10 protein-coding genes and 3 rRNA genes are annotated in these 13,500 nt (G+C 46.0%); 2 read left to right on the forward strand and 11 right to left on the reverse strand.

Annotated elements, in window-relative coordinates; translation table 11 throughout:
- Positions 1–86 precede the first annotated feature (86 nt).
- Complete coding sequence (gene argS, locus AC0VYG_RS22150) at positions 87–1,820, reverse strand: arginine--tRNA ligase (RefSeq protein WP_475430038.1); 1,734 nt, start codon at positions 1,818–1,820, stop codon at positions 87–89.
- 134 nt (positions 1,821–1,954) lie between these two features.
- Positions 1,955–3,463, reverse strand: a complete 1,509-nt coding sequence (gene ilvA / locus AC0VYG_RS22155; protein ID WP_067018991.1) for a threonine ammonia-lyase, biosynthetic — start codon at positions 3,461–3,463, stop codon at positions 1,955–1,957.
- 331 nt (positions 3,464–3,794) lie between these two features.
- Here ilvA and rpiA point away from each other — a divergent pair, with 331 nt between their 5' ends.
- The gene (gene rpiA, locus AC0VYG_RS22160; RefSeq protein WP_475430039.1) at positions 3,795–4,466 is read left to right on the forward strand and encodes a ribose-5-phosphate isomerase RpiA; all 672 of its coding nucleotides are present in this window, start codon (positions 3,795–3,797) and stop codon (positions 4,464–4,466) included.
- 62 nt (positions 4,467–4,528) lie between these two features.
- Here the strand turns inward: rpiA and AC0VYG_RS22165 are convergent, their stop codons facing one another.
- Positions 4,529–5,497: a zinc transporter ZntB gene (locus tag AC0VYG_RS22165; protein WP_475430040.1), complete on the reverse strand. Its 969-nt coding sequence runs from the start codon at positions 5,495–5,497 to the stop codon at positions 4,529–4,531.
- 163 nt (positions 5,498–5,660) lie between these two features.
- Here AC0VYG_RS22165 and AC0VYG_RS22170 point away from each other — a divergent pair, with 163 nt between their 5' ends.
- The gene (locus tag AC0VYG_RS22170; protein ID WP_475430041.1) at positions 5,661–6,620 is read left to right on the forward strand and encodes a class 1 fructose-bisphosphatase; all 960 of its coding nucleotides are present in this window, start codon (positions 5,661–5,663) and stop codon (positions 6,618–6,620) included.
- Positions 6,621–6,745: 125 nt separating this feature from the next.
- On the opposite strand, the gene AC0VYG_RS22175 is transcribed toward AC0VYG_RS22170, so the two are convergent.
- The 8 genes from AC0VYG_RS22175 to AC0VYG_RS22210 all read right to left on the reverse strand — a co-directional run bounded on the left by AC0VYG_RS22175 (position 6,746) and on the right by AC0VYG_RS22210 (position 13,456).
- Complete coding sequence (locus AC0VYG_RS22175) at positions 6,746–7,432, reverse strand: DUF4336 domain-containing protein (protein WP_475430042.1); 687 nt, start codon at positions 7,430–7,432, stop codon at positions 6,746–6,748.
- Positions 7,433–7,797: 365 nt separating this feature from the next.
- Entirely contained in the window at positions 7,798–8,439 is a 642-nt protein-coding gene (locus AC0VYG_RS22180; RefSeq protein ID WP_475430043.1) for a DUF799 domain-containing protein, read from the reverse strand.
- Positions 8,436–8,804 carry a DUF4810 domain-containing protein gene (locus AC0VYG_RS22185; RefSeq protein WP_475430044.1) on the reverse strand — a complete coding sequence of 123 codons (369 nt, stop codon included), beginning with the start codon at positions 8,802–8,804 and terminating at the stop codon, positions 8,436–8,438. The genes AC0VYG_RS22180 and AC0VYG_RS22185 overlap by 4 nt, the downstream gene beginning before the upstream one ends.
- Position 8,805: 1 nt before the next feature.
- A complete protein-coding gene (locus tag AC0VYG_RS22190) occupies positions 8,806–9,492 on the reverse strand; it encodes a CsgG/HfaB family protein (protein WP_475430045.1) in 687 nt (228 codons plus the stop codon).
- A gap of 265 nt (positions 9,493–9,757) precedes the next feature.
- Positions 9,758–9,958, reverse strand: coding sequence for a hypothetical protein (locus AC0VYG_RS22195; RefSeq protein WP_475430046.1), 201 nt, complete (start codon positions 9,956–9,958; stop codon positions 9,758–9,760).
- Between the two features lie 113 nt (positions 9,959–10,071).
- Positions 10,072–10,186, reverse strand: a 5S ribosomal RNA gene (rrf, locus tag AC0VYG_RS22200).
- An 84-nt stretch (positions 10,187–10,270) separates the two neighbouring features.
- Positions 10,271–10,385 (reverse strand): 5S ribosomal RNA (gene rrf, locus AC0VYG_RS22205).
- Positions 10,386–10,571: 186 nt separating this feature from the next.
- Positions 10,572–13,456 (reverse strand): 23S ribosomal RNA (locus AC0VYG_RS22210).
- Between the last annotated feature and the right edge of the window lie 44 nt (positions 13,457–13,500).

Consider the following 13,500-nt stretch of genomic DNA (forward strand, 5'->3'; position numbering starts at 1 on the left):
TTCCCCATGAGAAAAGCGCCTTTTAACGAGGTATGAATACAACAATTTCTACCTCATACCATGACGGACAAACGCCTCGTTAGCGACTACATACGCTCCAAGGTCTCAATACCCAACAAGTTCAAGCCTTGCTGCAACGTCGAGGCGGTCGCCAATGCCAATTGCAAACGGCTGATTTTCACATCGTCTTGGGCATTCAAGATTGGGCAAGCTTCATAGAAAGTCATAAAAGTACCCGCCAAGTCGTATAAATACGCACTCAGAAAATGGGGCATCCCATCGTTCACCACTTGCTGAATCGCTTCTTCAAATTGCACCAATTGCATCGCAAGCGCCCGTTCTTGAGCCTCTTGGATTACGATATCACCTTGTAAATCATCAATCTTCATTTCTGAACGACGTACAATGCTGGCCACACGAGAGTAGGCGTATAACAGGTAAGGGGCGGTATTCCCCTCAAAGCTCAACATACTGTCCCAGTTAAACTGGTAGTCGCTGGTGCGGCTTTTCGATAAGTCAGCGTATTTGACTGACGCAATGCCCACCACACGACCAATGTTACGCTGCTCGTCTTCTGGCATGTCTGGATTTTTAGACGCCACCAATTTGAAAGCACGCTCTTGCGCTTCTTCTAACAAAGCCGACAATTTTGCCACACCGCCAGAGCGCGTTTTGAAGGGTTTGCCATCGCTGCCCATCACGGTACCAAATGGCATGTGTTCAAGACGAGCGTCCTGTGGAGCAAAACCCGCTTTACGAGATAACGTGAAGATCTGCTGGAAATGCAAGGATTGGCGAGCGTCGACGAAGTACAAACAACGATCGGCTTTTAATGTATTGTAGCGGTAGCGCACGGCTGCCAAATCGGTCGTTGCATATAAGAAACCACCACCGCTTTTTTGCACAATAATCGGGGTAATTTCACCGTCTTTATTGGCAAACTCTTCCAAGAAGACACATTGTGCCCCATTGGATTCGGTTAATAATCCTTGTGCTTTTAAATCATCGACAACCTGTGGCAAATCATCATTATAAGCACTCTCCGGCATCACATCTTTTCGTGTTAAAGAGACACCCAACATGGTGTAGGTCTCTTCACAGTGATTCAGCGAGATATTGATAAACTCATCCCAAAGCGCCAAGCACTCTTTATCGCCAGATTGCAACGCCACCACTAATTCACGGGCACGATTCGCAAACTCAGGATCTTCATCAAAGCACAGTTTGGCCGCTCGGTAGAAGGTTTCAAGATCGGACAGTGCCATACTGACTTGTTGGTTTTCGGCACGCAATCGCTCCATATACGCCAACAACATACCGAATTGTGTGCCCCAATCGCCCACATGGTTCTGACGAATCACCTTGTGCCCTAAGAATTCCAAGGTGCGAACCACTGCATCCCCAATCACGGTAGAACGCAAATGACCGACGTGCATTTCTTTGGCAAGGTTAGGCGCAGAGTAATCCACTACCACGGTTTCTTTGTTGTCGGCCATCGGCACATCTAATCGATCGCTGTGACGCAAACGCATCAACGCTTCACTCAACCAAGTATTTTTTAGAAAAATATTAATAAAACCTGGGCCTGCGATTTCGACTTTGTCGGCAAGATCGTCCAGTTCAAGCTTTTCTAATACTTGCTCCGCTAATTGGCGAGGGTTCATCTTTAACTTTTTCGCCACCCCCATAATGCCATTAGCTTGGTAATCACCAAATTGCGCTTTCGCCGATTGACGAACCAGTGCGGGGGCGTCTTCAGGTGCACCAACTGCCACCATAGCCGCTTGAATACGTTGATTTAACAAAGTTTGAATGTTCACAGGAAACCTTTAATGCTCGACTTAATGCACAACATTTTGTGCCGAATCAGAACCACACAACCCGTGTTTTGCTCTGGCAAAACACGGGTTGTGTGGCATGTTATAAAATTAGCTTAATAATAACCGATTTTTGCCTAGTTAGCGAAAAACAGCTTACAAGCTGGATTGTCATTCTCATCTTGGTAAGGATAACCCAACTCGTCTAAATAACGGGTCACATCGGTTTCCTCACCGACGGCTTGTAGTCCCACCAATACACGACCATAGGCATCCCCATGGTTTCGGTAATGGAACATAGAAATATTCCAATGACCGCCCAGCGTATTGAGGAATTTCAGCAACGCACCTGGGCGCTCAGGGAACTCAAAACTGTAGATCAATTCGCCCTTATCGCTGTGCAGGTGTCCACCAATCATATGGCGAACATGCACTTTGGTGGTTTCATCGTCGGTCAAATCGATGATTTCATAGCCTTTCAAATCGGCCAATAATTCTTTGCGACTATGTGGACTGCCACCCAACGCCACCCCCACAAAAATGACCGCTTGGTTATCATCACCGTAACGGTAATTGAATTCTGTAATATTGCGCCCTACTAGTGCCTGACAGAAATCTTTAAAACTGCCGGGCTTTTCAGGGATCTTAACCGCGATGATGGCTTCACGTTTTTCCCCCAACTCGGCACGTTCTGACACGTGGCGCAAACGGTCAAAGTTCACATTGGCCCCACTGTTGATCGCAATCAGCGTTTGTCCTTTCGCCCCTTCACGCTCAATATACTTTTTCAAACCAGCAAGCGCACATGCACCGGCCGGCTCGGTGATAGAACGCGTATCATCATAGATGTCTTTGATCGCTGCACACATTTCATCTGTGGTCACGGTTATCACTTCGTCCACCGTATCTTTGGCAATGGCAAAGGTGTTTTTCCCGATTTCAGCCACAGCAACCCCTTCCGCAAAAATCCCCACAGTAGCCAAGCGAGTGGGCTCGCCTTTTTCCAAAGCGATTTTTAGGCAAGCAGCATCTTCTGGCTCAACGCCAATAATTTTGATCTCTGGACGCAGATATTTGATATAAGCGGAAATCCCTGAAATTAAGCCACCACCGCCAACAGGCACAAAAATCGCGTCAATGTTGCCTTCATGTTGATGCAAGATCTCCATACCAATGGTTCCTTGACCCGCAATGGTGTCAAGATCGTCGAAGGGATGCACATAGACTTGGCCCGTCTTATCCATAATTTCGCGAGATTTGGCAGACGCTTCATCAAACGCATCACCGAATAACACCACTTCGGCGCCATGGTTACGCACCGCCGTCACTTTGACTTCTGGCGTCGTCGCAGGCATGACAATTGTCGCTTGAATACCAAGTTTTTTGGCCGCCAAAGCCAATCCCTGTGCATGATTACCCGCCGAAGCGGCAATCACGCCACGAGCGCGTTCTTCGGGTGTTAACTGACAAATTTTGTTGTATGCCCCACGAATTTTGAAAGAGAAGACTGGCTGCAAATCTTCTCGCTTCAAAATAATCTCATTGCCTAATCGAGTCGATAATTGATTGGCACGAGACAGTGGTGTTTCCACGGCAACGTCATAAACGCGCGCCTGTAGAATCTTTTTGATCATGGTATGAGGCATAGTGTGTCCTAAATGAAAAATAAATCGACAACGCAACATTCTTGGTGACGCCTACGTTGTCGCTGCTAGTCAAAAAAACTGAGTAGGAAATATACTCTTTTGGCTCACTTCACGCAAAGGCCGATCCCCCCTTAGACACCATCAAAAGCGCAGAAAATCGGTAAATACGAGGCTAACAATAGACAACTGAAGCACTTATAATACCCCCACCATCAGAGGAGGCTTATTTGTCATAATAATGCCCCAAAATCATGTGTTCTTTGCCCCCCTCACACGTGGCAAGTGCAAAGAACGCTTATCTCTTATAATAAAAGACAAGGCGAAACGACCCATGACGCAAGATGAATTAAAACAAGCCGTCGCTGAAGCGGCAATCGAGCACATTCTCCCTATGCTACAAGCCGATACCATCGTCGGTGTCGGTACTGGCTCCACCGCCAATCTGTTTATTGATGAATTGGCCAAACACAAACATCGTTTTGATGGCACCGTCGCCAGCTCTGAAGCCTCAGCGCAGCGCCTAAAAGGCCATGGTATTCCTGTTTACAGCCTCAATGCCGTCAACGAAGTACGTGTTTATATCGATGGTGCCGATGAGTCAGACCATCATTTAAACCTGATCAAAGGCGGTGGCGCGGCGCTTACCCGTGAAAAAATCGTGGCCGCCTGTAGTGATCTATTCGTCTGCATCGCGGATGAGTCAAAATTAGTGGATGTATTGGGAGCCTTCCCGCTGCCAATTGAAGTCATTCCAATGGCACGCGGTCATGTGGCTCGAGAACTGGTCAAACTGGGAGGAACGCCTGTTTATCGTGAAAACGTCATTACCGATAACGGTAACCAGATTTTAGATGTCTACAACCTCGACATCCTCGATCCCGTGGCACTTGAGAAAAGCATCAACAACATCGTAGGCGTGGTGACCAATGGCTTATTTGCCGCCCGCCCAGCAGATGTATTGTTATTAGGCACCAAAGACGGCATCAAAACCCTGAAAAAATAAATCAGACAAAGCCTTAGATTCTCTATCAAAGGCTTTGATCTCTTTCAATTAGCTTACTTCGTCTAGAACCAGCGACTCTTACGCATAACCAGAAATTGAGTGGTGCCTAACAGCGCCAACGCACCACAAAAAATCCAGAACGCGGCACTATTATTTGTGCCAGGCATGCCACCGATATTGATACCAAACAATCCGGTCAGAAATCCTAAAGGCATAAAAATACCTGACAATATGGACAGAACATACATACGCGCATTCATCTTCTCAGATTGCGCGTTCACGAACTCTTCCTGCATCAAAATACAGCGTTCACGCAGTGAATCTAACGCCTCAACATAACGTGTCAGTTCGTTAGCCGCTTCTTGCACCCGAACCAGATGATCTCTTGTCATCCATGTCTGGAATTCCACTATCAATTTGTTAATGGCTTCCTTTTGCGGAACAAGAAAGCGTCGTAAACGAATCGACGCCAAGCGTCGCTGTACCAACTCGCTACGCTGATCTGCTTCGATGCGCTGGCTCATATTCTCTTCTAAATCATCCAGTTCATCTTCGAGGCCATCAATCACCGATGCCATGCGGCTAATCAAGGTATGCGTCAAAGTCGACACTAAATCTGCTGTACTCACTGGCCCTTCATTATTCTCCAAGTTCTCGATCACATCTTGAACCGATAGTAAGCGGCGCTTGCGAACGGAAATAATAAAGTGTGGTGTAACCCAAAGGCGCAAAGACACCATATCGGACGGGTCAGAACCGGGGTTGAGGTTAACACCTCTAAGCGTTAACAGGATCCCCGCTCCCATTTTCACCAAACGGGGCCGTGTTTCATCCGCAAACAAGGCTTCCACCAAGCTGTATGGCACATCAGGCAATGAGGCGAACCAGTCTTTTGCTAAATCATCACTTCTGTCCATATGTATCCAACGGCTCCCTTCCTGCGGCAAGGCAACGGGAAGATCGCTTGCTGCTAATACCTTTGCCCCACCAGAACCATCCAACTCCAGATTATACAAAACAAACTCAGACATAGCGTTTCCTTAAACGATTCTTTCACCGTAACCCAGTCAAGATAGCCTAGTCGAAATACAAAGCCATGAACAATTATTTTACTGACAACTCATCACTTGGCTGACACCTTCCTCAGGCAATGGCATAATTTCTACATTCTCTAAAAACAAGGAAAAGCAGACCATGCAAAACCTATCTCAAGTTTTAGCAGCCAGCGCCACCCCTGAGTCGTTACAATCCGTTCTGAACGTCACCGTCAGTACCTGTGTCGATATTTCCAACGCACTCAAAAAAGGCTCTCTTGCTGGCATTTTAGGCATGGCTGGCAACGAAAACGTTCAAGGTGAAGAACAGAAGAAACTGGATGTCATTTCCAACAACATGTTAAAAGACGCTCTTTTAGCTTGCCCCGCAGTTCGCGCCATTGCCTCTGAAGAAGAAGACGACATAGTGCCCGCCAACACCGATGGCGAATACCTAATCGCCTTTGACCCGCTCGATGGTTCATCCAATATCGACATTAACGCCATGGTCGGTACCATTTTCTCCCTCTACCGCCAAACTGGGGATAACCCTGCGACAGAACAAGACTTTTTGATCCAAGGCAAAGAACAAGTGGCCGCTGGCTATGTCCTCTATGGCCCATCCAGTATGCTAGTGTTAACGACTGGGAAGGGTGTCAATATGTTTACCCTCGACCCTGATACTCATACCTTTTTACTCACCAGAGAAAACGTACAAGTCGCCCAAGACACCCAAGAATTTGCCATCAACATGTCCAACCAACGCTTCTGGGCAAACAGCATGCAAAACTATGTGAACGATCTCGTCGCTGGAAAAAATGGTAGTAGAAACAAAGACTTCAACATGCGCTGGGTAGCCGCTATGGTCGGCGATGTACACCGCATCTTATGCCGTGGTGGTATCTTCATCTACCCGTGGGACAACAAAGACCCAAGCAAACCTGGCAAACTACGTCTAATGTACGAAGCCAACCCAATGGCCATGCTGCTAGAGCAAGCTGGCGGTAAAGCCCACACTCATACACAGCGTATTCTAGACATCCAACCAGAAGCCATTCACCAACGTGTGGCCGTGATTTTAGGTGCCGCCAACGAAGTGGATAAGTGCCTAAGTTATTAACAGATCAGAAATAATAAGCGCTTTTGAGCTCATTGTGGATAGGTTTATTAAGATTGGAAAAGACGCCGAGGAGCGTCTTTTTTGTTGAGGATAGAAAATCAACATCAGATAAAACTAAGCCTATTTCACCTCAGCCATTTGAACGACTCAGCTAAAAATTGGTCGGCATTCTCTCTTACAATCTCACCATGAGACATGACCAATATTTTTGGACACCAATCGAATAACCGCTTGAAGTGTTTGCGAGCATCAGACTTACCAAATATAAAGCTTAAACGCCAATCTAAAGGAGTTTTCCCATTAGGCGCAAGAATACCAACGCATTTGGCAACCCCCCTTTGCCAATAAGTAAAGTCCTTACCTGAAAAGTTTTCGACCAAATCCGTGACAATTAACGTGCCTGAGGCTGTATGGTAAAACACACACTCTTCCATTAAAGGGGACCCAGAAAATAACTCTTGCTCAATATCCGCCCCCCAAGCCCAATCTTGAATAGTATTAAGAGAGCCATGGAAGGAAATATCACGACGCTTTTTGATCACCTCATTTGTACCATAGACTTCAGCATTTGGATAAAACGCGATCCATTCAGGTAAGAAGAGGTGATGTAGATGATTAGGGGCAATCAAGTATTTAACGCGACCTAAACCCTCAAGTTGCGCTTTGATTGAGTCCGACAGCTTAATTGGGCTATGAACCCAAAGCTCACCGCTCGTTAATCGAACCACTGTCATCCGAGTGGAAAATGGCAACCCCAAGAATTGAACAGAGTCACCATTAAATATCCATATGTCATCTGCTAACTTTTCCATACTCCTCCGATCCTATCTGCATAATAATTTATCATGAGAACTCGCCTCAGACTTCACCGATTAGCGTAAAGCCAGCGCCATGACATATCAAGTGGGGTAAGCTCTGGGCTTGCTTTGTGTGGAGTCATGCTAACGCTCGAAATTTCATGCGTTTGTTAGATGGTCACTCATTCTCAGGCGGTGGTCTTTCAATTCCCCTGTCTCATCAAATTCAAAAACGGAGAATTGAGCATTTTTATATAACGTCTTTATTCATTTAAAACATTAGTTGAAAGGGTTAGGGGGAAAAAATATATCCTTCCCCCTATATCCAATAAAAGGCTATTTTTTTTGAAGTAAGACCTATAAATAGCTAGATTGTCTTTCTACTTTTTAGCATAAGGCCCCTTGAGCAAACCTCTATTAGCAGAATTAATGGCAGCGTTATTTGCAGTACGAGCAATGACAGGAGTGTGATCAGAAATGGATCCAGCAATTTGGTTAACGACCGCGCTAATCAACATTCCGGCAAGACTACTATTTGAAGAATTATTATCAGTAGAAGCATGAGCACTTGCATCCCATAATAAGTTCCCAGTACGTGCATCTACTAATCTCATGGTAACGCTAACCACAGTGTCCGATGAAATCACATTATACTTTTGTCCCCAATCATTAATTTCCACATAGAGCACCGCATCAGCACCAATGTTTTCATAAATCTTATCTAGCGGAACCTGATTCATTTCTTCTGGTGTAGGTAGCCCATTTTCCTTCATAAAATTATCAATCACGGCAACAGGAAAAACATAATAGCCTTTCTCTGCTAAAGGGCGACTGATAGTAGAGAGATAAATATAGGGAGCATTTACCTCTACCGTATTATTTTTTGGCGGAATAACAACAATCGATCGAGGCTTAGCAGCAATTAATGCATCGTAATTATAAGGAGTAGGCGTTGCACAGCCAGTGATCAGTAGATTAATACCTAGCAGTGCACATAAACTAATTCTTTTCATTATACTCATTGTTTCTGCGCTCCTTTAAGGCGATTCATCATGCCATCAATTAAGGTATCAGACTCTGGGTACATCGTTTTTTCAGTCAAAAACTCAGCCCTAGATTGAGCTAAATTACCTTGTAGAGCATACATATAACCAAGATGGGCATGTATACCCGGAGCAACAGGCTTACCGTTAGCTTCTGCCTCCTGAATCGTCGCCGTCAACTTATCGATCTGGGTAGTTGGGTTAGCACTACCAGGTTCAACATACATGTCATAAATCAAGCCTTCGTAACTGCCCCAATAAAATGTACTTTTGTTAGTGCTAGCACAGCCAACAAGAGACAAAGCCAAAACGGTTGTCGCTAAAATAGCGTAAATTCTTTTCATATTAGTTTACTACTGGCGTCCATTTTCCATTATTAATATCACGAACCATATTGTTAACAGCTTCGGTTATAGCAAAATTCAACACTTTACCATTCAATGTCGCATCATATCCTGCTGTAGAACCAAACCCTACCACCTCGCGATTGTTAAGTTGGTATTCTCCTGCTGCTTGGGTTGAAAAAACAATTTCACCGTTTTGTACATCGACTATATTTAGGCTGACTTTAGCATACGCTGTTTGTGTTTTACCTGATCCTAATATACCAAAGAGCTGTTTATCTCCTGTTACTTTACGGCCAAACTCAGTAACGTCACCGGTAATGGTATAGCGTGCACCGACCAATTTTTGTTTTACACCACTTAATTTGGCTTCTTGTTTAAGTGTTTCAAGATTCTCTCTATCAACCACTATAAAGCGATTAGTTTGCTGCAAATGCGTTTTTAAAATGGTTTTAGCTTGGTTGCCTAACTTATTATCCCCAGAAGAGAAAAGCCCTTGCATGTAAGAAGAGCGATTTTGAAAATTTCCTACTACTAGTGTCGTTTTCTTGCCTTGATAATCTGTATTGTAACTAGCGACCGTTTCTGACTTAACAAGATGATGGGATTGCTGAGTGGAACAAGCAGTAATAGTTAAAGAAGTAACCACTGCCATAGCTAAAACCGAGGTTTTAATAAGAGGCTTCATTGCGTCTATATCTCCATATTTACAAAAAACTTGCATATTCTAACCATTTATTTTTCAAAATTCTCTCTTTATATACAAATAAAAGACTATTTTCTTATCTATTTAGACTCTCATATGCTTTTTTAATAAGAAAAAAGGTTACCGAGAAATTTGGTCATCAACAATTACAAGCGCAGCGATAAGTACAAGAAAGATGGGTGAGATTCGTTGATTTAAAGCTTCATTTTTGAAAATGATAAATCGAAGACGACTTATCGTCATCCGGTCACATACCGTCCCATAAAGAGCCCCACACGACCATCGGTGATGGTGATGCTCCAGAACGAAAAAACCCCACCCTGCTTAGCAGGATGGGGTTTCTCTTAATTAAATCTTGATAACGACCTACTCTCACATGACTTTCTAATTCAATCAAGCCCACACTACCATCGGCGATAGCAAGCGCCTGCGGCGAAAAAAGAGTCACTTCTGAGTTCCGAGATGGGATCAGGTGGTTCAACCCGGCTGATGGTTTAGAACGTTTCTTGAAACGAAAAAAAGCCCTGACAGCATAAGCTATCAGGGCTTTCTCAAATTAAATCTTGATAACGACCTACTCTCACATGGGATCTCCCACACTACCATCGGCGATGGCACTTTTCACTTCTGAGTTCGGGATGGGATCAGGTGGTTCAATGCCTCTATGATCATCAAGAAAACTGGTTTGTTTTATTAGCAATCGTCTAATAAAACCAAATTTTCAAGTGCCTAAATATAGATTAGGACTTCTAAATATAAAGCTTGACGGCGACCTACTCTCACATGGGATCTCCCACACTACCATCGGCGATGGCGCTTTTCACTTCTGAGTTCGGGATGGGATCAGGTGGTTCAACGCCTCTGTGACCGTCAAGCAAACTCGTGTGCGCAATGCGCAAATTCGTTTACTTGTCTCTGTTAACAATTCATTTTGAAATAGCGACAATCAAGCGTTAAACCGGATCGTATTCTGTGTCTTTTGTGTGTCTTACGACCTCCATGGAAGGAGGAAGTGCTGGAATGGTCAGGAACCATCTCCAGTAAAACCACTTTGGTGTTATATGGTCAAGCCTCACGAGCAATTAGTATTGGTTAGCTCAATGCCTCACAGCACTTACACACCCAACCTATCAACGTCCTCGTCTCGAACGGCTCTTTAGGGAACTTATGTTCCAGTGAGATCTTATCTTAAGGGAGGCTTCCCGCTTAGATGCTTTCAGCGGTTATCCCGTCCGAACATAGCTACCCGGCAATGCCACTGGCGTGACAACCGGAACACCAGAGGTTCGTCCACTCCGGTCCTCTCGTACTAGGAGCAGCTCCTCTCAAATCTCAAACGTCCACGGCAGATAGGGACCGAACTGTCTCACGACGTTCTAAACCCAGCTCGCGTACCACTTTAAATGGCGAACAGCCATACCCTTGGGACCGGCTTCAGCCCCAGGATGTGATGAGCCGACATCGAGGTGCCAAACACCGCCGTCGATGTGAACTCTTGGGCGGTATCAGCCTGTTATCCCCGGAGTACCTTTTATCCGTTGAGCGATGGCCCTTCCATTCAGAACCACCGGATCACTAAGACCTACTTTCGTACCTGCTCGACGTGTCTGTCTCGCAGTTAAGCGTGCTTTTGCCTTTACACTCTATGCATGATTTCCGACCATGCTGAGCACACCTTCGTGCTCCTCCGTTACTCTTTGGGAGGAGACCGCCCCAGTCAAACTACCCACCACACAGTGTCCTCGATCCGGATTACGGACCTGAGTTAGAACCTCAAACATACCAGGGTGGTATTTCAAGATTGGCTCCAATAGAACTGGCGTCCTATCTTCAAAGCCTCCCACCTATCCTACACAAGTAGGTTCAAAGTTCACTGTGAAGCTATAGTAAAGGTTCACGGGGTCTTTCCGTCTAGCCGCGGATACACAGCATCTTCACTGCGATTTCAATTTCACTGAGTCTCGGGTGGAGACAGTGCCGCCATCATTACGCCATTCGTGCAGGTCGGAACTTACCCGACAAGGAATTTCGCTACCTTAGGACCGTTATAGTTACGGCCGCCGTTTACTTGGGCTTCGATCAAGAGCTTCGCTTACGCTAACCCCATCAATTAACCTTCAAGCACCGGGCAGGCGTCACACCCTATACGTCCACTTTCGTGTTTGCAGAGTGCTGTGTTTTTAATAAACAGTTGCAGCGGCCTGGTATCTTCGACCGACTAGTGCTTACGGAGCAAGTCCTTCACACCGGCCGGCGTACCTTCTCCCGAAGTTACGGTACCATTTTGCCTAGTTCCTTCACCCGAGTTCTCTCAAGCGCCTTGGTATTCTCTACCTGACCACCTGTGTCGGTTTGGGGTACGGTTCATGTATATCTGAAGCTTAGAAGTTTTTCCTGGAAGCATGGCATCAACCACTTCACCCAAAAGAGGGCTCGTCATCAATTCTCGGTCTTAAGAGGAACCGGATTTGCCTAATTCCTCAACCTACTACCTTAAACACGGACAACCATCGCCGTGCTGGCCTAGCCTTCTCCGTCTCTCCATCGCAATATACATAAGTACAGGAATATTAACCTGTTTCCCATCGACTACGCATTTCTGCCTCGCCTTAGGGGCCGACTCACCCTGCCCTGATTAACATGGGACAGGAAACCTTGGTCTTCCGGCGGGGAAGTTTTTCACTCCCCTTATCGTTACTCATGTCAACATTCGCACTTCTGATACCTCCAGCCTGCCTTACAGCTTGACCTTCAACGGCTTACAGAACGCTCCTCTACCGCTCATCCTAAGATGAACCCGTAGCTTCGGTGTACAGTTTGAGCCCCGTTATATCTTCCGCGCAGGCCGACTCGACTAGTGAGCTATTACGCTTTCTTTAAAGGATGGCTGCTTCTAAGCCAACCTCCTAGCTGTCTAAGCCTTCCCACATCGTTTCCCACTTAACTGTAACTTTGGGACCTTAGCTGACGGTCTGGGTTGTTTCCCTTTTCACGACGGACGTTAGCACCCGCCGTGTGTCTCCCGCGCTAACACTCACTGGTATTCGGAGTTTGCATGGGGTTGGTAAGTCGGGATGACCCCCTAGCCCAAACAGTGCTCTACCCCCAGTGGCAATACGCGAGGCGCTACCTAAATAGCTTTCGAGGAGAACCAGCTATCTCCGAGCTTGATTAGCCTTTCACTCCTATCCACAAGTCATCCCCGGACTTTTCAACGTACGTGGGTTCGGTCCTCCAGTTAGTGTTACCCAACCTTCAACCTGCTCATGGATAGATCGCCCGGTTTCGGGTCTATTCCCAGCAACTAAACGCCCTATTAAGACTCGGTTTCCCTACGCCTACCCTATGCGGTTAAGCTTGCTACTGAAAATAAGTCGTTGACCCATTATACAAAAGGTACGCAGTCACGGAACAAGTCCGCTCCCACTGCTTGTACGTACACGGTTTCAGGATCTATTTCACTCCCCTCACAGGGGTTCTTTTCGCCTTTCCCTCACGGTACTGGTTCACTATCGGTCAGTCAGGAGTATTTAGCCTTGGAGGATGGTCCCCCCATCTTCAGACAGAATAACACGTGTTCCGTCCTACTCGTTTTCATGTCTAAGGCGTTTTCGTATACGGGGCTATCACCCTTTACAGCGATCCTTTCCAGAATCTTCTACTAACACCAAAGCCACTTAAGGGCTAATCCCCTTTCGCTCGCCGCTACTCAGGGAATCTCAATTGATTTCTTTTCCTAAGGGTACTTAGATGTTTCAGTTCCCCTCGTTCGCCTCGTTAAGCTATGTATTCACTCAACGATACCCGCAAGCGGGTGGGTTTCCCCATTCGGACATCTCGGGATCACAGTTTGTTTATCAACTCCCCCGAGCTTTTCGCAGATTACCACGTCCTTCATCGCCTCTGACTGCCAAGGCATCCACCGTGCACGCTTGGTCACTTGACCATATAACCCAAAGTAGTTTTTAGAGTGAAGTTACCTTCGCTCTC

Source organism: Marinomonas sp. 63XJN7_7_ISO-PGPR-S23-202, from assembly GCF_056173505.1.